Source organism: Ensifer sp. GW821-FHT05G01 (assembly GCF_059419585.1).
Window position 1 is genome coordinate 151,646 of the sequence record NZ_JBWKSC010000002.1, and the last position, 22,327, is coordinate 173,972.

Genomic DNA, 22,327 nt, shown 5'->3' on the forward strand with positions numbered 1-22,327 from the left:
GAGACGGCGGAAGGGCAAGCCCAATGAACCCTCCCAAAACGGAACACCTTCCGTTCTACATCACCGCTCCCGGCGGAACGGACTACTTGTTCGTCGGCGTCACGATCGCCTTCATTTCGATCATCATGCTGGTGGGCGTCCTCTACCTCCGCCTGCACCACCTGCCTGACCACATCGCGAGCAGGGGGCAAAAGGTCCAGCTAGAACTCGTTGGTGTTCTTGGCCTGATTGCAATGTTCACGCACAACAACGTGTTTTGGATAGCCGCCCTGCTTCTGGCTTTGATCACCGTTCCAGACATCTCGACTCCTTTGGCGAGCATAGCACGATCTCTTGCCAAAATTGCGGCTCGTAAGACCGCTACGACACCCGCGAGCGTTTCGATAACACCGACAGAACAGCCGCTGCCTCGCGAGACAGGTCGAGCATGAGAATGAAAGCGAGACTACTGGTCCTGTCGGCCGCCGTCTTAACCATGACGATCTCCGCAGCGACGGGCCAATCGACATCACCGAAAGTGACCGAGCGACAGCAGGACATGAAGGCGATAGCGGGTGCCGCCAAAACCATCGACGCCATGTTCAAGGGCAGCTCGCCATACAATTCGACGGCCTTCAAGGCAGCCGCCGAGACCATCCGGACGTATTCCGGCGAAAGGCTCGCTGCCCTGTTCGAAGCGCCTGTCGTCTCCGGAGGCTCCAAGGCCAGTGACAGCATCGAGGCCGATCGGCCGACATTCGACAGGCTGGCGGCCGAACTCGGCGCTTATGCGTCGGTCCTTTCAGTCGCGGCCGTCCGCAACCCGGATGTTCTCGGTCCCGATATGCGGATGAAAGGCGGCGACGCGACGATGGGCGGGCCGCTCGCCAAGAGGAAGGCGGCGGCTCCCGATCCAATGTCGATACCCGCCGAGCACGCCTTCCACATGATGCTGCAGACGTGCACATCCTGCCACGCCAAGTTTCGAGTGAAGGGCGAGTAGCGGCCGACGTAACTGGCGCACGAGGGCCGCGGCTCGCTCAGTGAGCGCTGTGTTCGCTGTGCTCCACCTCGGCCGTCACAGGCGTGGCGCTCTGGAACAGCTCGGTCCGGCTCTCGCCGCTCACGACCAGTTTGCCGACCAACCCACGAGCCGCCCGCGACAACGCGTGATCCACCAGGACGTATTCGCCGGGAACCTCCAGCTTCATGTCGACCGCAGCCGCGCCTCCGGGCGGCACGGTGATCGTCTGGACATCGGATAGCGGCTCGGTCGTCAGCGACGCCAACTGGTACACCTTGTCGAAGATTTCTCCGATCACATGGAAGCTGGATGTCTTGTTCGGTCCCCCGACACCGAAGTAGATGCGGACGGTCTCGCCGACCCTCGCCGTCAGGGCATTTTCGCCCGTGAGCGCATTGGCGGCCCCGTTGAAGACATAGTATTCCGGGTCTTCCTTGAGGAGCTGTTCGACGCTTTCCGTCAGCTTCCCCTTGGAGCCGTGTGGCTGCGACGTGTAGACCTCGCCTTGCATCACGTAGAACTCCCGATCAACGGGCGGCAGGCCGCCCGGCGGTTCGACGAGGATCAGGCCATACATGCCGTTGGCGATGTGATGGGCGGCCATTGGCACAGCGCAGTGATAGACGTACAGCCCCGGCTTCAAGGCCTTGAACGAGAAGCCTTTGGTCTCGCCCGGCGCGGCATCGGTCGCGACCGCTCCGCCGCCAGGCCCGGTCACGGCGTGGAGATCGACGCTGTGGCGTTCGCTGCTGTCGGCCTTGTTGGAAAGCTCCACCTGGATCGTGTCGCCAACGCGGGCACGCACGAACGGACCGGGGACCTTCTTGTTGAATGTCCAGTAGTGGTAGGTCGCGCCGTCTGCTAGCTGGCCCGTCACCTCGACGGTGTCCAGTTTCACCGTGATGGTCGCAGGCCCGCTTCTTGCAATCGGCGGCACCAGGTCAGTGGCCGGACGGACTATGTCCAATGGAGCCTTGGCACTGCCGTTTTCCGCCGGATGCTCGTGGGAGCCAGATGCGAGGGCTGAAGTCCCGGTCGCCGCCAGAAATGCGAGTGCCAAGGCTGCGTACGAGGGTCCGGAAAAGCGTTTCATGGCGGGCTCCTGAGCAATGCTTGTTACTCAGGTATTCAAGACCTCGCCGATGCTTCGATCTTTGACCTACGACAAGGAGCGCATGTCCTCGCGAGATCGTGATAGCTGCGCGAGTTACCATGTCAGGATCGACGCAGGCGGCTCTGCTTCGATCTCAGGCGTTGGATGGACCATTGCGCGACAGGACCGAGGATCGTGTCGGCGCGATGCACGACATGGACTGGCAAAAGATCGACGGGGGCGGGTAGGGAGTCGGTTGCAAGGGCCTTGAGCCTGTTGCAGGCGAGATCATCCGCAACGAGATGCAAGGGCATAGTTCCCCAACCCAGTCCCGCCCGGAGGAATTCGTGCTTCGCGCCCAAATCCGAAACCCGCCACGTGTTCGGCGAGAGGACACCGAAGTCTCGTCCTTTCGTAAGTTCGGTCCTGTCGGTGAGCACGATTTGGATGTGTTCAGAAAGCGTAAGGTCGTCGGCGGGCTCATCAAGCCTGGCGAGAGGGTGATCCGGGCCCGCAACGGGGAGGGTCTGGATGCCTTCGAATGCATAGGCTTGCAAGGCAGGCGGAATGAAGGGCGACGTCACGACGATCCCGATCGAGCAACTGCCGCTCAAGACGAGTTCCGCGACAGCGGTGAGAGATTCGACCTGTACGTTCACGCCGACGGTAGGGTAGGCGAAATGAAGGTCTCTAAGCAGAAGGGCAAGACTGCTGATCGGATAAAAGCAGTCGACTGCGATTGAAAGTTCCGGCTCCAAGCCGCCGGACAGCGCGCTGGCGTGGGACTTCAGCCGATCCGCCTGAGAAACTACTTCGACCGCATGGGGAAGGAGGGCCGTCCCCATGTCGGTCAACGTCAGGCGGTAGTTCGAGCGCGCGAAAAGCTCCACGCCGAGCTGCCGTTCCAATGTGCTGATCGTGTAGCTGACTGCCGATTGCGCGCGGCCGAAGCGCCGCGCGGTTTCCGAAAAGCTGCCCTCCTGAACGACGGCAAGGAAGACACGGAGATGGTCAAGTGAGAGGCCTTCGATATTCATAATCTAGCTCCCCAACGCGGGCGCGCTCAGCAGCAAGGAGAGCGCGCCCGCCGCTGTGACGTCACGCGACGTGGCTGCAGCAGGATTTCTTGAAGGAGGCCTGGTAGCCCGCTTCCTCGATCGCGGAAACAAATGCATCGGAGGCCACGGGAGAGTCGATCGATGCGGTCTTGGCATCGAGATCGACGGCGACCTTGGCGTTGGGGTCAACCGACTTCACCGCCTTTTCGACGGCTCCGGCGCAGTGTCCGCAGGTCATGTCGGGGATGTTGAGATGGTACATTCGAATTTCCTCCATGGAGTTTTGATGGGCCGAATGTGGTGCTTCCAACGATGGGAAGGTCAAGAGGCATCCGACAGAATCTGCACGTTGCTCACCTTCGTCTTCGAGCCTTGGCGACTTCTGATCCGAGCTTGATCTGCGTCAATGTGAACTGTCGCGACCGTCGTACCCTCAGGTCCAGTCGTTGATCGGAGCTTAGGAGAAGCGAAATGACGACACTGCGGACGATCCTGCTGGCGGGTACGGTGCTCATGCTCTCGACGCCAGTCTTTGCGGAAGACGCGCATCATCCCGAGACCACTGTGGAGCAGGCGAGCGAGCAAGCAGCCCAGCCGTCGGATTCCGCGGCGGACCCGAATTCCATGATGTCCTGCGGCATGATGTCGGGTGACATGATGGGCAACATGATGCGGATGATGGCTGGCGGACCGGGAGAAATGAGACCCCGGGGCATGGGGCCGATGGCCGATATGATGGCCCCAGAACATGTCGAGGGAAGGATCGCGTTCCTGAAGACGGAATTAAAGATAACGCCGGAGCAGGAGTCGTCGTGGAACGCCTTCGCCGACATTCTGCGTGCCAATGCCGGTGGCATGCAGAAGAGCATGATGCAGATGCCAGACGCGACGGGCACGCCTGGCCCAGCGACACCGTTGCAGCGTCTCGAACGCCGCGAGAGCAGCTTAAACAGCCTTCTCGAGGGCGTGCGTAATATGAAGGCTGCCCTTGCCACTCTCGATCAATCGCTCGGGACGAAGCAGAAGCAGATGGCCGACAAGCTGCTCGTTCCTCCCATGATGGGCATGATGTAGGGAGAGAGGAGGTCGCGCGTGGCACACCAGAGCAGTTGGCTGCGACCACGGACTGAGACCACCTCTGCCGAACGCCACCCAGACGCAAGTGGATGGAGCGAATCCTTCTCTGCTCGCTAGACCGTGATTTGGCGCGCAGGTCCAATTCCCTGCAGCCTTTGCGCCTGCGCTCCGCGCGCGAATGCTACGCAGTCGGAGGACGTGGCGGTGCCGGCACGGTTCCATCGGCGGGCCTACAGATCGAAGGATGCAAGGATCGGGCAGGGACCAGACTTGTCGGCCGCGCACTGCCCGACGAGCCGCTGCAACGCTCTCCGCGCACGCTGAAGGTCGGCGATCCTCGCATTCAGAGCATCGATGCGTTTCCTCGCGAGGCTGCGCTTGCCGAACTCGTCGAGCTAAATAGCATCATCGAATGTCTGCTGCAGAACGTGCGCTATTCGGGAAGCGTCGCCCGGCTTGCCGCTCCTTGTGTCAAGGCTGCGATCGGATGCAGCAACTCGATTGCAGACAATGCCGCCATTGCTTTCACGCGCTCCTTCTTCCGGGCTCTCGCCCACGGCGAGTCCTATGACAGGGCCTTTCGTCACGCCAAAAACGAAGTGAGGATCAACTGCGCAGGCGCAGAAGCCGACAAGTACGTGATTTTCGCGTGATCGATGCTACTGCAGTGTCGATGATCGCAACCCCGTAGATCACGGTTTCCGCGCTTTGCTCGGAGCTGCTAAGCGGCCCGACGGCTCATGTCAGTGCATGATCTCGTGGATCGCAACTGCGACGAGAACCACACCCGCGATTGCCTCGATCGCCTTTGACGTCCTGGTAAGAAGTGTCGGCCGGGTGATGAGCAGTCGTTCGACCTGTGTCCGGAAGAAAACCGTCGCCGATGCCACGCTGCATAGTGTCAGTGCCACGCCGGTCATCATGACGGCCGCGAACATGATTCCTGCTTCGGGCACGCCGCGCGACATGGCAAAGGTCATGACGAATAGGGTCAGGGGACAGGGGATTAGTCCCGCCATGAGACCGACGGCGACGCCCTCCTGCTCTCCATGGACGTGCGGCGGGCGGAAGAGGGCGCTCCAAAGCATCCAGGCTCCAATGACACCGAGGAGGCCGCGGCTCAGGTCCTCAAGCAGCGGAGCTGAACCAGCGCTGCCGATCATGACGGAGACCAACGGTAGCGAGAGCAGAGCGATCAGCACCGCCATCGTGACGTGGGTGACCGATAGCGCGATCGAAACCATCAGCCCACGTGTTATCTTCGCCGACGACCCGGTTAGGTAAGTTGCCAGCAGAGCCTTGCTGTGGCCGGGTGTCATCGCATGCACTGCGCCGAAAACAATGCCCATCGGCAGGAACGCGAGGAAGGCCGCCCAACCGCCGCCATTCGCGAAGGTTTTGATGTGCTCGGCGAAGGCGAGATAGATGTCCCGCTGGATGTCGACGATCGACTGTAGCAATGCCTCTAAGCCCAGTTCATAGTAATGGCCGCCACGACTAGGTAACGTGTCACTTTGGCGATCGCCACCAGCACCACAAAATGCGTTAGTGGCTCTTTCATGACGCCAGCGACAACGGTGAGCGGGTCGCCGACGATTGGTACCCAGCTCATCAGCAGCGTCCATTTGCCATAACGATGATACCAGCGCTGGGCGCGCTTCAACCCGGTGTCGCTTGCCGGGAACCAACGCCGGTGGCGGAAGCGTTCGATGCCGCGGCCAAGCAGCCAATTCACGACGGAGCCGAGCACGTTGCCGATGCTTGCGACCGTGATGAGCAGCCACGGGGAGTAGTCGGCGATCAACAGGCCTGCCAGCACGGCCTCCGACTGCATCGGCAGGATGGTGGCGGCGGCAAGCGCCACGACGAAGAGCCCGGCGTAGGTGGCGAGTTCATTCATCGCTGGCAAATGTCCGCCCGTAGATCGTAACCCGCCCTCATCGCTCTGCCGGCCAATCGGGATGATGGCTGTCGATCACGAAGATATGGGAGTGCCTATGCCCGTTTACGACGCGTGTCGCGCCAACGAGATGAGGGTGGTCCTCGTCTAGCTCATCATGGACGTGCTCGATCTCGTCAGGGTCATGCGCTGGCCAAAGCCGTGTTGCGACGACGATGGCCACTGCGGCGATGACGGCGAGTGTCGCGAAGGTCGCGGGCAGGCCGACGGTCGCGCCGAGCCAGCCTGCGAGCGGATAGGTGATCAGCCAGCAGGCATGAGACAGCGCGAACTGTGCGGCAAAGAGCGCCGGCCTGTCTTCCGCATGTGCCGAGCGCCGCAGCAGCCGGCCGGAGGGCGTCTGCGTCAATGAATAGCCAAGGCCGATCAGCGCCCACAGCGGTAGAAGCAGCGCGAAACTCGATACGAACATGCCGACGAACAGTCCTGCAACGAGAATGGCGGCGCCCCGGAGCATCGCGGCGCGATCGGGTGTCCTGTCGAGAAGGCGTGGCAACAGGAGGGCCGCGAGCATCGAGCCGCCGCCGAAGGCGGCGAGTGCTATCGCCGTGTCGCTCTGCGTGAGGCCGAATTTCGCCTGAACCATCACCACGGTATTGACGATGACCATCGATCCCGCCGCCGAAACGGCAAGGCTGAGCGCAAGCAGTCCACGAAGCCGCGGCGTCGCGAGATAGATCCGCAAGCCTCGCGTCGTCCGGTCGTAAATGCCGCGCCGCTCGGTCGGCTTCGGGCTCGGAAGGACAACGGACACAACGAGGGCGGCGGAGGCGAGGAAGCCGACGACCGTGCCGGCAAACAGGCTGTGGAAGTTGATGACGGTCAGAAGTGCGGCCGCAAGCATCGGGCTCGCGACGCTTTCGAGATCATAGGCAAGCCGCGAGAGCGAGAGGGCGCGGGTATACTCCTTCTCCTCCGGCAGTACGTCGGGAATGGTTGCCTGGAATGTCGGGGTGAAGGCCGCCGATGCCGACTGCAGGACGAAGATCAACACATAGACCTGCCAGATCTCGGTAACGAACGGCAAGAATAGGGCGACGGCTGCGCGTATGAGATCGAGCGAGACGAGCATCGCACGGCGGGGAAGCCGTTCGGCGAAGGCGGCGGCCACCGGTGCAACGCCGACATAGGCGATCATCTTGATCGCGAGCGCCGTGCCGAGCACCGCGCCTGCTTCAGCGCCTGCGAGATCATAGGCGAGAAGCCCGAGCGCGACGGTCGCAAGACCGGTGCCCACGAGCGCAATTACTTGCGCCAGAAACAGATGGCGGTAGGTGCGGTTGGCGAGAACTTGCAGCATTTTCTAAAACTCTGGATTACTTGGTTGCCGTCGTTGGCGATGCGACAGCAGCGCCTTCCGCGGCATGGGCTGACAGGCCTGACCATCCCTGGATACCGACATAGACGCCGACCGCGATGATCAGGATGCTGGAGAAATATGGGGCACGGCGGGCGAAGGTGTTGAACCAGCTCCAGCGCTTCGTGGCCTGGCGAACGCTCAGTGCGGCGGCTGCGCCGACAACGACGAGCGTGATTGCCAGGCCGATCGAGAAGCAGAGGACCAGCGCAAAACCGAGCGTGAACTCCTTGAGCTGCAGGCAGAGCAGAAGCACAGTGATTGCGGCGGGGCACGGGATGAGACCGCCGGTCAGACCGAACAGGATGATTTGTCCGGTCGTGACATTCTGGTTGGCAAACCTGCGGCGAATGTCGTTGGAATGCGCCAGTTCATGCGCATCCTGGTAGCCGTCTGCCCCGACCTGAAGGCCCTGCAGTTCCTCGTGTATGTGATCGTGGCCGTGTCCTTCGGTGAAGGCCAGATCGTAGTCATGGGTATGGTTGCCATGGCCAAGGCTCACGCGCGCCATGAATTCGTGCGGCTCCGGGATCTCCTCGACCGATTCGAGATAGCCATCGAGAATTCCGCCCTTGGAAACGAAAGCGAAGCGCTGGCGCGATCCGTCCGGGCGTTCTGTCTCGACGCTGACGTCGCCTGCTGACGACCAGTTGTGGCCGCGTTCGGAGCGTAGCCGCCAGCGCGGCGGCACACCGTCCTCGAAGACCTCGACGCTGATCGTGCCGTGACCGGTGTCGATCCGACGAAGGTCACCATCACCGTGCGAATGGCCATGGTCGTGCCCACCGTCTCCATAGCCGCGGCTTCCGTGGGTATGTCCTGCTGCGGCCCTCGCTTGTCTCTGGTCCTGCCATGTCCGCCATAACATCCAGAGCGCGATACTGATGATGATTGCCGCCGAGGCAAGCTGGAAATAGGGCTCGAAGGATTCGGTGTCGACTCCTTGCCAGAGATACATGCCGGCGAAGGCGATTCCCCAGACGATGATGGTGTGCGAGATGGTTGCGGCAAGCCCAAGCAGGACCGCCTGCGAGACCGTGCCGCGGATGGCGACGATGAATGCCGCCATCATCGTCTTGGAATGGCCAGGTTCAAGCCCGTGCAGCGCGCCAAGCAGAATAGCGCTCGGGATAAACAGCCATGCGTGAGCGGATCCCTGTTGGATCAGGTCGGCGAAATTGGGCATCGGAACCTCAAAGGTATTTGGTGATCGCCTTGAACTCGTCGATCGATTGGCGCTGGTCGCGGGCAAGAGCGCCGACGGTGTCTTCGAGGCAATGGTCCAGATGGTCCTGGATCAGTGTGCGTTTGGCTTGTGTGATCGCCTTTTCCACTGCGTGGAGCTGCTGGGCAATGTCGAGGCAGGGCCTGCCTCCCTCGATCATGGCGATGACGCTTTTCAGATGTCCTTCGGCGCGCTTGAGCCGCTTGACGATCTCGGGGTGGGTGTCGTGTCTGTGTTCGCTCATGTCAAATACCTATCCCCCCGGAGGGGATATTTCAACTGTTGAATCTTGCTCGAAGCCGCGAACACGAGTATCAGTGCCGCCATGGCGCTTCGTCCGGCACAGAACCTGCTAACCATCTTCGCTGCCTTTGCGGCGAGCGTCGCGATGCTGCTTTATGCGTTTGCCGCGCCCGGTACCCATGCGCCCAAGCTGCATACAGCGCAGGTCGAGATTGTCGTGGCTGCCGCCCATCCTCACAGCCATGGCGATCATTCGCACGATGACATGGAGATGGACCAGGACGATGGTGCGTCGCAGGACCACCATCACGCCGACCATAGTCACGAAAAAGCTGAACTGGTCCGTGCCGGGCAGAACGGTCCCCGTGCGTCCGTCGGCCTCGATTACTCCATCCTGGCCACCGACCTTGCCAGCGGACCACCCTACGGCATCGATCGCCCGCCTCGACCCGTGACGTTGATCTGACGATTGCCGCTCCGGCGGCTGGTTCAACGAAATCACGGAAATTACACATGAAGCTACCACCACTTGGAGGCAGCCAGCGCGGGTTTGTGCCCGGCTCGCATGCCCTCCGGTTCCTTCTTGCCGCGCTTTCCCTGCTTGCTTTGGCAGGCACGGCGGCCGCCCATGCAGTCGCCGAGGGCGACAAGGGCTATATCCAGGAGATATCCGGGGTGAATATCATCCCGTTCATCTACCTTGGCGCCAAGCACATGGTGACCGGCTACGATCACCTGCTTTTCCTCTTCGGCGTGATCTTCTTCCTCTATAGGCTGAAGCACATCGGTATCTATGTCAGCCTGTTTGCCGTCGGCCATTCGACGACGATGCTGCTCGGTGTTTATTACGGCTGGAACGTCAGTTCCTACCTGATCGACGCCATCATCGGCTTGTCTGTCGTCTACAAGGCGCTCGACAATCTCGGGGCTTTCCAACGGTGGTTCGGCTATCAGCCCGACACCAAGCTTGCGACACTGATCTTCGGCTTCTTCCACGGCCTGGGTCTCGCAACCAAGATCCTCGAATACGAGATCGCCGAAGACGGGCTGATCCCGAACCTTCTCGCCTTCAACGTCGGCGTCGAGATCGGCCAGCTCATCGCGCTCGGTATGATCCTGATCGTCATGAGCTACTGGCGGAGAACGCCGAGCTTCCTGAAGCATGCCTACACCGCCAACGTGCTGATGATGACCGCCGGCTTCGTACTGATCGGCTACCAGCTCACCGGCTATTTCGTATCCTGACCTTCCCAAGAAAGAGACAGAACATGTTCAATTCACAAGCACCGTCGCTCGACGATCTCCCGACCTCGGCCCAGCTTTTTCGCTCGACCGTTTTTGCCGCACTAGCGGCCGGAGCGATCCTGGTTACCGTCGTCTTGCCGTCCGAGTATGCCATCGACCCGACCGGGGCGGGCTCCGCGCTGGGCCTCACAGAAATGGGCGAAATCAAGACCCAGCTTGCCGAGGAGGCCGAACGCGACAGGCAGCTCGGCAAGGACAATGCGGCGTCGCCCGCAAAGGATGCCGCGCCCCAACAGGGCTCCAGTCTGATGGAACGCATCATCCGAGAGTTCGGCGTTTCGAGCGCTTACGCTCAAGAGCTTCGTCAGGACGAAATGTCAGTGACGCTTCAGCCGGGCGAAGGAGCGGAGGTCAAGCTCGTCATGCTGAAGGGCGCTAAGGCGAACTACGCATGGACCGCCAACGGCTCGCAGGTGAACTTCGATACCCACGGAGACGGCGGCGGAGAAAACATCAGCTACGAAAAGGGGCGTGGCGCGGCTGAGGACAGCGGCGTCCTCGAAGCGGCGTTCGATGGCAATCATGGTTGGTTCTGGCGAAATCGCACCAGCGCACCCGTTACCGTCACTTTGAAGACCGACGGAGCCTACTCCGAGATCAAGCGCATGATGTAAGCGAGACAAGCCCGTTGCCAGCGAGATGCTGCTGGCAACGGGCGCCTGCCAAGGATAGGTCGGGCGCTGGATTCTGAAGAACTAAAACTGGAGGTCGACAACGCGCCAGCGTTGAGCCGCTTGCATTGATCTTGAGGCAGGGCCCTTTGCAACCATGGATTCAAGAGGGCGCACTGAAGCACCAAGCTGCACGCTGGGCGAAGCTGCAGGCATAGGCAGGCGATGAATCTGCATTGATCAGACTGCCGCCGGATCCGAACTTGGGGTCCACGGGCGCATCAATTTCTCATCGAGCGGTAGGACCATGCCCAACACGGATCCGGTCGTTCGGTATTCGAACGATAGGGTACCGCCGAAACTCTCCACACGCTGCCGCAGTCCGTCTATTCCCATCCCTCCAACAGTTTTGCCAGGCGGGGAAAGCCCGTTTTGGTGGCCGTTGTCGTGTACTCGTACGAAGAGAGAGTCATCTGCAAAACGGCATTCAACTTTCTGGCCATTTGCACCCGCATGCTTGAAGGCGTTGTTCAGGCCCTCCTGCAAAAAGCGGAAGACGCAGGTCTTGATAGGGGTGGGAAGCCTGAGATCCATGCGGGCCATGTCCACCTCCACGGTCGTGCCCGTTCTCGCTTCGTGCAGGCGGATTGCGCGGCCAATTACCTGTTCCAGGTCAAGGCGCTCGATGTCAGGAAGCAGGAGGGCCCTGGCGATCATGCGGATTTCGCCCAAGGCGTCTTCCAGAGTTTTGCCAATGACTTGAAGGGTGGCTTCGCGCTCAGCCTTCGTCTTCGATCTCCTGGCGGTGTCAAGTTGTAGGACGGCAAAACCAATTAACTGGGCCGGACCATCGTGGAGGTCAGCGCCAATCTGGCGGGCGAGCTTTTCGTTCGAATCCGTCAATCTCACGGTGGCGAGGCGAGCTCTGTCGCTGAGGTCACGGACCTGCTCAGAAACTCGTTCTGCCTCTGCGGCACGCTGAATCAGCTTTTTGCGCTGGGTTTCAATGGTCATGCTACCACGCCGAACGATGCCGAAGAGACAGAGCAGGATCAAGGCAGACGCGCCTGCGACGATCAGCCAACTGCTGAGACGTACCTCAAACATTTCCTGCGTCAGGGGGCCGCTCTCCTCCTGGATCTCTGCGACTGCGACGATCGTCCCGCCATCCGCGGCTCGAACTGGACTATAGATCTCGAGATAGGGCGTGGTGAATAAGCGGGTTGTGTGTTCGGCGGCGTGCAAATCGGTAAAGTCCGACACAACGTTGCCTTTCCGAGCCTGGACAAGCCCTGAAGGTGGATCGAAACGTTTGCCGATAAGCTCGGATGAGGTTGAATAGACTATGGTGCCATCAGCGCGCCATAACTCGAGATGCGGGAACCGCGAACGGAACTCCTGGTCAGAGAACACCTGATCCAGGGTCTCTATCGATGATCTCGAGAGAATCCTGCCGGTTGCCAATTCCTCCGCGAACGGTGAAAGGATACTCTGCATGAACAATGCCGATGCGGCGGCACGATCATTCAAGGTGTTTTTCGAGACCTGCTCGGTGATCAACAGTCCCGCTATCCCTGCGGCGACCACTATGAGAATGCCGCTCGCGACGACGAACTGGAATGCCAGCGTCTGCTCACCGAACCAGTCCCGCCACCAGCCGGGTTCTCGTCCACCTCGCAGCATTTTTCGTTCTGGCGGGCTGGGCGTATCCTTCGTCAACTCGTGCACCATCCGCCTTATCCCCCCAAGTTCGGCGCGACCATTGAAACACGGCTGACATCAGTTGAGAATTCGAATTTTAGAAGTATCGCAATCAAGTGCGTTGATAGGCCCGCTGACCGATTGGGAATCGAACGCGATGGAGCCTTGCGGATGTCTGCAGCCGACCCGCAAGGGTATCGAGCGGAACCTGTGACGTAGATTGACGATCTCGAATACCGCTTCTCTTGATAAGATCCCAGCAGAGAGTGCTCGAGCTTTTTCGGCCGGGCGTGGATTCGTGACGAGAAGCAGGATTCGTCTTTTTCGTGGTCCATCCGTCCGTCGCAACTTTCCGTGACCGACTTCCAATCGGCCTTTGCCTATGCAAGCATATGCGCATGTTGTTCGTTGCCATCCGGCGTTTTCTGTTTTCGCTCGCATTGCTCGGGATCGTGTCCGGTCCGGTGAGCGTCGGTGCGGCCGCCAGTGCAATGGCACTTCCCGGCGAGATGCAGATGGCGGCCATGCCCGGCATGGACAATCTCGACGACATGTCTTGCTGTCCGGAAGAGAAACCCGCTCAGAAGAACGACTGCGGGAGTTCATGCCCGTTGGCGTTGATCTGTTCCTCGAGCATTCTGGTGCATGAGCCGAAAACCGACGGCTGGCGGGTCAATCTTGCGTGGCATGGCCTGACGCATGATCTCCTTCAGGAAAGCCATCTGCCCGCGGCCCTCGTCGAACCGCCGGCGCGACCTCCCAAAGCCTGATCTCCCCTTCGAGTAACCGGACCGGCACTTCCCTAAGCGGGGACACATCCGTTCGATCATCGTTGTTTTTGAAGGACGCGGCCCGACGTGCCCGTCCTGGGTGAGATTTTCCATGACCACATATTATCGTTCGCCGAGGGCAATCCTTGGCTCCCTGGCCATCGTGTTGGCCGCAACGACCACCTCCTTCGCAGCGGCAACAGACTACGAGTTCCAGCTCGTCCAGCCCGAAGTCGCCCACGGTCCCGATGCGACCGTCGCCGTCCGCCTCGTCGACAAGAGGACGGAGAAACCCGTGCCCGACGCGGTCATCTTCACAACGCGGATGGACATGGCACCCGAAGGCATGGAGGCCATGACCACGCCCGTCGAGCCGCTGCCGTCGCAGGAACCAGGGGTATACAAGTTCAAGACGAACCTGAGCATGGAAGGTGGCTGGCGCTTCAAGCTGGCGGCCAAGGTCCAGGGCGAGACCGACACCGTCCAGGGCGAACTCGTTTTGCAGGCGACGCCGTGAATACGTCCAAATTCCTGCTCTTCGTCAGCTCCCTCGCCATCGCCGGCGGGGGAGGGTACGTCGCTGGGACGCGTGGCCTTGCCCCAGAACTCAACGAATTTCTCTCCGGGTCCGCTCTCGGGGAGACCATCAGTCAGAGACCCGCACCAACGGGCGAAGTCATCTACTATCAGCACCCGGACGGAACGCCGGAATATTCAGCCACTGCGAAATCGACAGCGGACGGTCGGGCGTTTCGCGCCGTGCGGCAAAGCGAAGACGTCAGCTTCGAGCCGACAAAGGCGGTCGCGACCCAAGCGGATGTCGGCTCGTCCGGTGACCCCAGGAAGATACTGTACTACCGGAACCCGATGGGCCTGGCGGACACCTCGAAGGTGCCGAAGAAGGACTCCATGGGCATGGACTACATTCCCGTCTTCGATGGTGACGACGAAGACGGTTCGGTCGTCAAGGTCTCCCTGGGCAAGCTGCAGCGCACGGGCGTGAAGACCGCCATCGCGGAGCGCAGCGTGATCGCCCGCGAGGTGCGCGTGCCGGGGACAATCGCCTTCGACGAGCGGTTGATCCGGATCGTCTCAATGCGGGCGGACGCCTTCATCGACGATGTCGCCAATGTCACGACCGGTGACCGCGTACGCAAGGGTGACGATCTCTTCCACTTCTACTCGAAGGACATAGCGAAAGCCGGAGCCGAGTATGCCACCGAACTCCTGAGCGGCGGCAAGGTGAACGCGAACGTCGGAGCGGCGCTGCAACTGCGCAATCTGGGCGTCGCGGACGAAACGATTAGTGCCATTGCCAGGACGAGGGTGGTTCCACGGAGCATTCCCTATCTGTCGCCGAGCGACGGCGTCGTGCTGGAGCGCAGCGCGACGACCGGAATGATGGCCGAAGCAGGCGATGTCTTGTTCCGTATCGCCGACACGTCGCGGATTTGGGTGGTTGCGGATGTCCCCGAGTACGATGCCGCGTCCATCCGGCAGGGTGCTGCGGCGACGGTGACGCTCCGGATCCTGCCGGGCAGGACCTTCGAGGGCATCGTCGACCTGATCTATCCGGAAGTGCAAATGCAAACCCGGACCGTCAAGGTTCGCATCGAGCTTGCGAACGCCGAAGGCCTGCTCATGGCCAACACCTATGCCGAGGTAGACATTGACACGGGTGGGGCCGAGGCGGTCGTTGCCATCCCACACAGCGCCATAATCGACACGGGCGACCGCCAGTTGGTGTTCGTCGACAAGGGCGAGGGGCGGTTCGAGCCGAGGAACGTGTCTTTGGGCATCCGAGGCGAAGAAAGGACTGAAATCCGTAGTGGGATCGATGCGGGCGACAGGATCGTGGTTTCGGCGAACTTCCTGCTCGACGCCGAAAGCAACCTCAATGCGGCGCTGAATGCGCTCGGCACAAGCGAGGACCAGCCATGATCGCGAACGTCATTGCCTGGTCGGCCCGCAACCTCGTTCTCGTCGTCATCGCTGCAGCGCTGGCGATCGCCGCGGGCATCTACTCGTTACGCACGCTACCTCTCGATGCGATCCCTGATCTCTCGGATGTGCAGGTGATCGTCTTCACCGACTATCCCGGTCAGGCGCCACAGGTCGTCGAAGACCAGGTCACCTATCCGTTGACTACATCGATGCTGACGGTGCCGCGCTCCCGGGTCGTTCGTGGCTTCTCCTTCTTCGGCGTCTCTTTCGTCTACGTGATCTTCGAGGACGGAACCGATCCGTACTGGGCGCGCAGCCGGGTGCTCGAGTACCTGAACGCTGCCTCAAGCCGTCTTCCGGACGGCGTGTCGCCTAGCCTTGGACCCGACGCGACGGGCGTCGGCTGGGTCTACCAGTATGCGCTCGTCGCGAAGGAGCTTTCGCTCGCGGAACTGCGCTCGCTTCAGGATTGGGTGGTCCGCTTCGCGGCTTCCAAATCCGAAGGCGTTGCCGAGGTCGCAAGCGTCGGCGGCTTCGTGAAGCAGTATTCCATCGTTGTCGATCCGGCCCGCCTTAAAGCTCAGAACGTTACGCTCAGGCAAATCGCCGACGCGGTGCGTGCCAGCAACCGCGATGTGGGCGGGCGGACCGTCGAGATTTCCGAGTTCGAGTTCATGGTCCGCGGCAGAGGATACCTCCGGGGCATCAAGGATATTGAGAACATCGTGCTGATAACCGAGGGGGGCACGCCGCTCCGCCTCGGCGATGTCGCCCGGGTGGAGATCGTTCCGGACGAGCGGCGTGGCATCACGGAACTCAACGGCGAGGGCGAGGTCGCAAGCGGCATCGTGCTGCAGCGGTTCGGAGCGAATGCACTGACCGTAATCGACAACGCCAAGAAGAGCCTGGATGCGGTCAAGGACAGCTTGCCCGCCGGAACGGAAATCGTGCCTGTCTATGATCGATCCGAACTGATTAATGCCGCGATCGAGACGCTGAAGGGAACGCTTGTCGAGGAATCGATCGTCGTTGCGCTGGTGACCATCGCCTTCCTTCTCCATGTCCGCAGTGCTCTTGTCGCGATCATCATGCTGCCGATCGGTATCCTGATTTCCTTCGTCGCCATGCGCGCGTTGGGGATCGGGGCGAACATCATGAGCCTCGGCGGCATCGCCATCGCCATCGGCGCGATGATAGACGCCGCGATCGTCATGATCGAGAATGCCCACAAGCACCTCGAACGCGCGCCGCCCGACAAGCCACGCACCGAGGTCCTGATCAAGGCCGCAAGCGAGGTCGGGCCTGCGCTGTTCTTCAGCCTGCTGATCATCACAGTTTCGTTCCTGCCGATCTTCACACTGGAATCGCAGGAGGGCCGCTTGTTCGGGCCGCTCGCGTTCACGAAGACATTCGCCATGGCGGCGGCCGCGCTATTGTCGATCACGCTGGTCCCGGCGCTGATGGTTGTCTTCGTCCGCGGCCGCATCGTCCCCGAACACAAGAATCCTCTCAACCGGTTTCTGATCTGGATTTACCGCCCGGTCATAACCGGCGTGCTTCGGGCGAAGACGGTCACGATCCTTCTGGCCATGGTCGCCCTGGCTGTGACGGTATGGCCCGCGCGGCAGATCGGCAGCGAGTTCATGCCGAGCCTGAATGAAGGCACGCTGATGTATATGCCGACGACGTTGCCGGGTTTGTCGGTGACGAAAGCGGCTGAGTTGCTGCAGACACAGGACAGGATCATCAAATCTTTCCCGGAGGTTGAGACCGTATTCGGCAAGGCGGGCAGGGCGCTGACCGCGACCGATCCGGCACCGACTGAGATGTTCGAGACCATCATCACCCTGAAGCCGAAGTCCGAATGGCGGCCGGGTGTGACGATCGACAGCCTGAAACAGGAGATGGACAAGGCGCTGCAGTTTCCAGGGGTTTCGAATGCATGGACGATGCCAATCCGCGCGCGCATCGACATGCTGTCGACCGGGATCAGAACGCCAGTCGGCGTCAAGGTTTATGGTACCGATCTCAAGGAGATGGAGCGGATCGCCCGCGATGTCGAAACCGTCCTGAAGACCATCCCCGGCACATCGAGCGCCTATGCCGAGCGGGTGATCGGCGGATACTATCTCGACATCGTCCCAGACCGCATCGCGCTCGGTCGCTACGGTCTGAGCATCGACGACGTGCAGGAGGTCATCGGCACGGCGCTCGGCTCCGAAGTGGTCACTTCGACCGTGGAAGGCCGTGAACGCTACGGGGTGGCGGTGCGTTATCCGCGCGCCTTGCGAAGCGATCCGCAATCGATCGCCCGCGACGTCCAGGTGGCGTTGCCGGGTGGTGGAACAGTGCCTCTCGGCGAGGTCGCCGAGGTGAAACTGACGCGGGGAGCGACGACGATCAGGACCGAGAACGGACAACTGGCTGTGTACGTCTTCGTAGACATCGCCGGACGCGACCTGGGCGGCTATGTCGGGGAAGCACAGCAAACCGTTGCCGATAGCGTGAAGCTACCGTCTGGATACTCAGTCGCCTGGAGCGGCCAGTACGAATATCTCGAACGGGCGAAAGCACGGTTGGCGATCGTCGTGCCGTTGACGCTCGCGTTGATCTTCCTTCTGCTCTACCTCAACTTCAAAGCGCTCACCGAGACGCTGATCGTCATGCTGTCGCTACCGTTCGCGCTCGTCGGCGGCATCTGGCTGATGTGGTGGCTCGGTTTCAACGCCTCCGTGGCCGTCGTTGTCGGCTTTATCGCCCTTGCCGGGGTCGCGGCCGAGACGGGTGTGATCATGCTGATTTATCTCGACCAGGCCTGGAAGGAGCGGCGATCTGCCTGCCAAGCCGAACATCGAGACGTGACGAGAGCCGACCTTCATCAGGCGATCATGGTCGGGGCGGTCGAACGCGTACGGCCGAAGATGATGACCGTCGTCGCGATCATGGCGGGCCTTGTGCCAATCCTGTGGAGCACGGGTGCCGGCTCGGAAATCATGCAGCGCATCGCCGTGCCGATGATCGGTGGCATGATCTCGTCGACGATCCTGACGCTCGTGGTGATCCCGGCGATCTACGGGCTGGTCAAGGGATGGCGGCTGCCGGCGGAAGCAGCCGCCCGGACGGTCGAAACCGAGGTCGAACAAGCGGCCCTGACGGAGGCTGCCGAGTGAAAGGAGGATGCCATGACGAACGATATGATGGGTGGCGGCATGATGTGGGGCATGGGCCTTGTGGGTCTGATCGGACTCGTGCTGATCGCACTCGTGATCGCGGCGCTCGTCAAGTACCTCTTCTTTCGATGAGGCGTTGCCCGCGCCCCATACCACAATGTTCACGCCCCAGCCCGGCGGAGTGACGCATGATGGCTTGTATTTGCGGGAATTCGGCGTGTTTCTCTCGGGTGTCATGAGACCTGGGCGGTCCAACAGCTTTTCAGTGTGTTCCTCGCGGTCTTCGTCGCCGCGCGGATCTTCGTCTATGCGGAGGAGTGAGATCGGAAAGGAAGTTATTGCCATGGTCGAAATCACCACGGAGAAAACCTCGAAGGCGGACGGCGGCTTCATAAAGGTTTCACTACTGAATTGGCCGACGGCTGGTAAACTGACCTTGTTTAACAGGGATGATTTGATGGCAACGGGCGACCGACAGACGCACTGGCAAGGCGTATACACTACCAAGTCTGATATCGAAGTCAGTTGGTACGAGGACACTCCGGAGCTATCGCTGACCCTGCTGCGGGAGGCGGGACTTACCCAGGGAATGTCAGTAATCGACATTGGCGGTGGTGCGTCGAGGTTGGTAGATGCGCTGGTGGCCGCCGGGCAGGTCCACGTTAGCGTCCTTGATCTTTCTAGCGCAGCGCTCGGCAGAGCAAAGTCTCGGCTGGCAGACACGGCTCATGTGCAATGGATTGTATCGGATGTGACCTCATGGACACCGGACCGGGAGTATGATCTCTGGCACGATCGGGCAGCTTTTCATTTCCTGACAACGGTCGTCGATCAGCAAGCCTATGTTCGCGTGATTGCACGAGCCCTCAGAGAGGGTGGCAAAGCTGTGATCGGCACCTTCGCTTTGGATGGCCCGGAAAAATGCAGCGGTCTTCCTGTTACCCGTTATGATGCGGAGAGCTTGCAAGCTGTTCTTGGCGAACAGTTTAGGCTCGTTGCGACGCGGCGACATGAACACGCAACCCCATGGGGAACAGTGCAGAAATTCCAATTCAGCACTTTTGAAAAGGTCGGAGATCCAGGCACACCGCCACCGGCTTTAATCCCATAAGCTCGTTCGGTTCAGCAACGTTCCCGCCGATCCAACGGCAGTACGGGTCCTGTGGGTAGAGCTCGGCTCCAATTTCCGAGGCGATCTCCCGGCTTGTCGACCGGTCACGGGCGGCACCTGCGCTCCCAACGACGTGTGGACTCGGTGCGATCACGTTGGTCAATGCGTGACGATCACAGAGCCGCCCCGCACGGCCCCTTTCGTTTGATGTTTCGAGTGCTTGCAGTAGGTGCTCGGCGACGTCCAGCCACCGCAGCCAGAGTGCCCAAGTTCCTTCTTGTCGTCTTGCGCGGTGGCCATGGGCGAACTCTCCGGCTGGTCTCTGCGAGCCACGGCTTGCAAAGGCGGGAGGTTCAAGGCGCTATCCGATCCTGATCCTATGGTCGTCAAGGAAGGCGTAGGGCGGGATTGGAAGGTTGCGCGGTGCGGGGCCTTTTCGGACTCGTCCCGAAGCATCGTAGATCGATCCGTGACAAGGACAGAACCAGCCGCCGTAGGGACCGCGCGGATCGCTGTCTTTCTGGCCAAGCGGGATACAGCCAAGGTGGGTACAGACGCCCACCATGATCAGCCACTCTGGCCGCGGCGCGCGTTCACTGTCGGTGGCAGGATCGATCAGGGCCGGGTTGCCATCGTCCTCCCGAGCCTGAGCCAGCATTGCGTCCGTTCGGTAGACGACGAAGACAGGTTTGCCGCGCCATTTGATCGTGATGCGCTGTCCTGGCTCGATGAGGGAGATGTCGACTTCCACAGAAGCCATAGCGGCGACGTCGGCGGATGGTTGCATGCTGTCAATAAACGGCCAGAGGAAGGACGCGGCGCCGACGAGCGTGGCCATGCCCGTGCAAATGTAGAGAAAGTCGCGTCGGGTCGGTCCGCGCGGCTGTTCGATCTTGTTGACGGCGTCGGTCATGGCACCACCGCCCCGAGGGGAACCTTCGTCTTGTCTCTAGTTCAGCGACCCATCAATTTTCCGCTTCCGTTGCGGTCACGTCAACAGGTGGACATTCTCGACGCCTCTCTGCCTTGCGGAGATTTGAGACGGTTCGACTATGTCGGTGACTTCGGGCGTCTCCGCCAACCGCAATGGCCCTCTTCAAGTGCCGGATCAGCGTGCCCGGAGAATGTCCGCGAGCCGTTCCTGCTTAGTTGCCGCGAGGCCAACGTCGAGCCCTGAAAGGACATCCTCCAGGTGGCTTTTCATCAACTCGGCGGATTGAGAGGCGTTTCCCTCGGCGATCGCCTCGACCAAAGCCGCATGAGCATGGCTTTCGCAGGTCGTCTCGCGCTTCTTCCAGTAAAGCGCGACCACGAGGGACGAGCTGGAGACGAGTTCGCGAACGAAATTCGTGAGCACGGTGTGATTGGCGATCTCGGCGATCTCTATATGGAATTGCGCGGATGCTGCGATAGCGTTGCTTGCGTCGCCGGAGCCGACGGCCTCGTGCTCGGCCTCCATGTGCCGGCGCAGCTTGGCGACATCCGACTTCTTGGCGACTTCTGCGGCGATGGCTGCAACTTTCGGCTCGATCAAGAGCCGCGCTTCAAAGACCTCGCGCGCCTCCTGCTTGGTCGGACTGGAAATGAAGGTGCCCCGGTTCGGCTGGAGTTGCGCGAGCCGATCGTGGGTCAGCGCCTGCAGTGCCGATCGGACAACGGTTCGGCTGACGTCGTAGATTGATGCCAGTTCATCCTCGGGCAGCTTCGTCCCGGGTGCCAGCCGATGACTGACGATCGCATCGCGCAGCGCGACATAGATCGGCCACCAACTGGTCTGCTTCTCCGCGGATCGGTCGTCTTTGAACATGGACTTGTCTCGAAACAGCTTAAACCCGCGATGTATTATCTTCCTGGTTGTGCGTCTAGCCGGTGTATGGCCCTCCAGGCAAAGTATCGTCGATACTTCCAGCAGGGGATCGGGTTGGTGACCGAAGCGCCACGTCCAAATAGGCGCTTCGGCACGCCGAAGCGTTAAGGTCGCTCGGCCGTTCCATTGGGGTTCTGTCTACCGGACGCAGACGGGACACTCGGTTTTGACCGATCCTTCGCCTCGGGCAACGGTCCGCCGTAGCCGGCAACGATATCGTGGTGAGCGAACTCGTCCGGTTTTGTCAGCACGAACTGATTGTCGGCGACGATGTAGTTGTTGGCATGCAAGCGGGCGATGGGCTGATAGACTTCCGGAAGGACATAGCGGCCACTCGCATCGAGGCATTCGTCGCGAACATGCATCTGGACGACTTCGCCAATGACGATCGAGCGGAGGCCGTAGTCGAGGATTTGGGACACGCGGCACTCCATGGCGCAGGGCGATTCCCGGATACGCGGCGGTGCGACTTTGACGGAAGGCACGCTCGTCAGCCCGGAGACCTCAATCTCGTCGACGTCGCTCGGGAAGTTGATGCCGGTAATGATCATCTCCTTGGCGATGGCCATGTCCACCATATGGACGACGAATTCGCCCGACCGACGGATATTCGCCACCGTGTCCTTCGAGTTGCCGTCCGGGCGTGTCTGCATGCCAAGGATCAACAGTGGCGGATCGTGTGAGAACACGTTGAAGAAGCTCATGGGCGCGGCGTTCTTGCAGCCCTGCTCGTCAATGGTGGTGACGAGCGCAATCGGCCTCGGTCCGACGAAGCTGCAAAGCAGGCGGTAGCGATCCTTTTCCGGCAACTCGGTAAAATCGAAATCCATGA

Annotated in this window: 24 protein-coding genes; 12 read left to right on the forward strand and 12 right to left on the reverse strand. The window is 60.9% G+C overall.

Going from position 1 to position 22,327, the window contains the following annotated elements; genetic code table 11:
- Positions 1 to 23 precede the first annotated feature (23 nt).
- Positions 24 to 431 carry a hypothetical protein gene (locus tag AC07UR_RS06535; protein WP_209789362.1) on the forward strand — a complete coding sequence of 136 codons (408 nt, stop codon included), beginning with the start codon at positions 24 to 26 and terminating at the stop codon, positions 429 to 431.
- Between the two features lie 2 nt (positions 432 to 433).
- The gene (locus AC07UR_RS06540) at positions 434 to 982 is read left to right on the forward strand and encodes a c-type cytochrome (protein ID WP_327795825.1); all 549 of its coding nucleotides are present in this window, start codon (positions 434 to 436) and stop codon (positions 980 to 982) included.
- A gap of 37 nt (positions 983 to 1,019) precedes the next feature.
- On the opposite strand, the gene nirK is transcribed toward AC07UR_RS06540, so the two are convergent.
- From nirK to AC07UR_RS06555, 3 genes are all read right to left on the reverse strand, one after another.
- Positions 1,020 to 2,096, reverse strand: a complete 1,077-nt coding sequence (gene nirK, locus AC07UR_RS06545; RefSeq protein ID WP_209789364.1) for a copper-containing nitrite reductase — start codon at positions 2,094 to 2,096, stop codon at positions 1,020 to 1,022.
- 122 nt (positions 2,097 to 2,218) lie between these two features.
- A complete protein-coding gene (locus AC07UR_RS06550) occupies positions 2,219 to 3,133 on the reverse strand; it encodes a LysR family transcriptional regulator (RefSeq protein WP_209789365.1) in 915 nt (304 codons plus the stop codon).
- 61 nt (positions 3,134 to 3,194) lie between these two features.
- Positions 3,195 to 3,416 carry a heavy-metal-associated domain-containing protein gene (locus AC07UR_RS06555; RefSeq protein ID WP_065376960.1) on the reverse strand — a complete coding sequence of 74 codons (222 nt, stop codon included), beginning with the start codon at positions 3,414 to 3,416 and terminating at the stop codon, positions 3,195 to 3,197.
- A gap of 209 nt (positions 3,417 to 3,625) precedes the next feature.
- On the opposite strand from AC07UR_RS06555, the gene AC07UR_RS06560 reads away from it, so the two are divergent.
- Both AC07UR_RS06560 and AC07UR_RS06565 read left to right on the forward strand, forming a co-directional pair.
- Complete coding sequence (locus AC07UR_RS06560; RefSeq protein WP_209789366.1) at positions 3,626 to 4,228, forward strand: Spy/CpxP family protein refolding chaperone; 603 nt, start codon at positions 3,626 to 3,628, stop codon at positions 4,226 to 4,228.
- 128 nt (positions 4,229 to 4,356) lie between these two features.
- Positions 4,357 to 4,884, forward strand: coding sequence for a hypothetical protein (locus AC07UR_RS06565; RefSeq protein WP_209789367.1), 528 nt, complete (start codon positions 4,357 to 4,359; stop codon positions 4,882 to 4,884).
- 90 nt (positions 4,885 to 4,974) lie between these two features.
- Here the strand turns inward: AC07UR_RS06565 and AC07UR_RS06570 are convergent, their stop codons facing one another.
- From AC07UR_RS06570 to AC07UR_RS06590, 5 genes are read right to left on the reverse strand one after another with little or no spacing between them, the layout of a single operon-like run.
- The gene (locus tag AC07UR_RS06570; RefSeq protein WP_209789368.1) at positions 4,975 to 5,691 is read right to left on the reverse strand and encodes a nickel/cobalt transporter; all 717 of its coding nucleotides are present in this window, start codon (positions 5,689 to 5,691) and stop codon (positions 4,975 to 4,977) included.
- 5 nt (positions 5,692 to 5,696) lie between these two features.
- Positions 5,697 to 6,131, reverse strand: a complete 435-nt coding sequence (locus AC07UR_RS06575) for a YqaA family protein (protein ID WP_209789369.1) — start codon at positions 6,129 to 6,131, stop codon at positions 5,697 to 5,699.
- Positions 6,132 to 6,168: 37 nt separating this feature from the next.
- Positions 6,169 to 7,491: an MFS transporter gene (locus tag AC07UR_RS06580; RefSeq protein ID WP_209789370.1), complete on the reverse strand. Its 1,323-nt coding sequence runs from the start codon at positions 7,489 to 7,491 to the stop codon at positions 6,169 to 6,171.
- A gap of 16 nt (positions 7,492 to 7,507) precedes the next feature.
- Positions 7,508 to 8,734, reverse strand: a complete 1,227-nt coding sequence (locus tag AC07UR_RS06585) for a nickel/cobalt efflux transporter (protein WP_209789371.1) — start codon at positions 8,732 to 8,734, stop codon at positions 7,508 to 7,510.
- A gap of 7 nt (positions 8,735 to 8,741) precedes the next feature.
- Positions 8,742 to 9,017, reverse strand: coding sequence for a metal-sensing transcriptional repressor (locus AC07UR_RS06590; RefSeq protein ID WP_209789372.1), 276 nt, complete (start codon positions 9,015 to 9,017; stop codon positions 8,742 to 8,744).
- An 81-nt stretch (positions 9,018 to 9,098) separates the two neighbouring features.
- On the opposite strand from AC07UR_RS06590, the gene AC07UR_RS06595 reads away from it, so the two are divergent.
- The 3 genes from AC07UR_RS06595 to AC07UR_RS06605 are packed head-to-tail and all read left to right on the forward strand — an operon-like array spanning position 9,099 to position 10,935.
- A complete protein-coding gene (locus tag AC07UR_RS06595) occupies positions 9,099 to 9,482 on the forward strand; it encodes a hypothetical protein (protein WP_209789373.1) in 384 nt (127 codons plus the stop codon).
- 47 nt (positions 9,483 to 9,529) lie between these two features.
- Complete coding sequence (locus AC07UR_RS06600) at positions 9,530 to 10,261, forward strand: HupE/UreJ family protein (RefSeq protein ID WP_209789374.1); 732 nt, start codon at positions 9,530 to 9,532, stop codon at positions 10,259 to 10,261.
- A gap of 23 nt (positions 10,262 to 10,284) precedes the next feature.
- Positions 10,285 to 10,935 carry a transmembrane anchor protein gene (locus AC07UR_RS06605; RefSeq protein ID WP_209789375.1) on the forward strand — a complete coding sequence of 217 codons (651 nt, stop codon included), beginning with the start codon at positions 10,285 to 10,287 and terminating at the stop codon, positions 10,933 to 10,935.
- Positions 10,936 to 11,172: 237 nt separating this feature from the next.
- Here AC07UR_RS06605 and AC07UR_RS06610 read toward each other — a convergent pair whose 3' ends face one another.
- Positions 11,173 to 12,663: a sensor histidine kinase gene (locus AC07UR_RS06610; RefSeq protein WP_209789376.1), complete on the reverse strand. Its 1,491-nt coding sequence runs from the start codon at positions 12,661 to 12,663 to the stop codon at positions 11,173 to 11,175.
- Between the two features lie 362 nt (positions 12,664 to 13,025).
- On the opposite strand from AC07UR_RS06610, the gene AC07UR_RS06615 reads away from it, so the two are divergent.
- The 5 genes from AC07UR_RS06615 to AC07UR_RS06635 all read left to right on the forward strand — a co-directional run bounded on the left by AC07UR_RS06615 (position 13,026) and on the right by AC07UR_RS06635 (position 19,628).
- Entirely contained in the window at positions 13,026 to 13,403 is a 378-nt protein-coding gene (locus AC07UR_RS06615; RefSeq protein ID WP_234941679.1) for a hypothetical protein, read from the forward strand.
- Positions 13,404 to 13,515: 112 nt separating this feature from the next.
- Complete coding sequence (locus AC07UR_RS06620) at positions 13,516 to 13,920, forward strand: FixH family protein (protein WP_209789377.1); 405 nt, start codon at positions 13,516 to 13,518, stop codon at positions 13,918 to 13,920.
- Positions 13,917 to 15,344, forward strand: a complete 1,428-nt coding sequence (locus tag AC07UR_RS06625; protein ID WP_209789378.1) for an efflux RND transporter periplasmic adaptor subunit — start codon at positions 13,917 to 13,919, stop codon at positions 15,342 to 15,344. The genes AC07UR_RS06620 and AC07UR_RS06625 overlap by 4 nt, the downstream gene beginning before the upstream one ends.
- Positions 15,341 to 18,517, forward strand: coding sequence for an efflux RND transporter permease subunit (locus AC07UR_RS06630; RefSeq protein ID WP_209789379.1), 3,177 nt, complete (start codon positions 15,341 to 15,343; stop codon positions 18,515 to 18,517). Before AC07UR_RS06625 ends, AC07UR_RS06630 begins: the two co-directional genes overlap by 4 nt.
- Positions 18,518 to 18,974: 457 nt before the next feature.
- Entirely contained in the window at positions 18,975 to 19,628 is a 654-nt protein-coding gene (locus tag AC07UR_RS06635; protein ID WP_209789725.1) for a class I SAM-dependent methyltransferase, read from the forward strand.
- A 361-nt stretch (positions 19,629 to 19,989) separates the two neighbouring features.
- Here the strand turns inward: AC07UR_RS06635 and petA are convergent, their stop codons facing one another.
- The 3 genes from petA to AC07UR_RS06650 all read right to left on the reverse strand — a co-directional run bounded on the left by petA (position 19,990) and on the right by AC07UR_RS06650 (position 22,325).
- Positions 19,990 to 20,541: a ubiquinol-cytochrome c reductase iron-sulfur subunit gene (gene petA, locus AC07UR_RS06640; RefSeq protein WP_209789380.1), complete on the reverse strand. Its 552-nt coding sequence runs from the start codon at positions 20,539 to 20,541 to the stop codon at positions 19,990 to 19,992.
- A 195-nt stretch (positions 20,542 to 20,736) separates the two neighbouring features.
- On the reverse strand, positions 20,737 to 21,435 hold the full coding sequence (locus AC07UR_RS06645) for a GntR family transcriptional regulator (protein WP_209789381.1): 699 nt from the start codon (positions 21,433 to 21,435) through the stop codon (positions 20,737 to 20,739).
- Between the two features lie 164 nt (positions 21,436 to 21,599).
- The gene (locus tag AC07UR_RS06650; protein WP_209789382.1) at positions 21,600 to 22,325 is read right to left on the reverse strand and encodes a flavin reductase family protein; all 726 of its coding nucleotides are present in this window, start codon (positions 22,323 to 22,325) and stop codon (positions 21,600 to 21,602) included.
- Positions 22,326 to 22,327 lie beyond the last annotated feature (2 nt).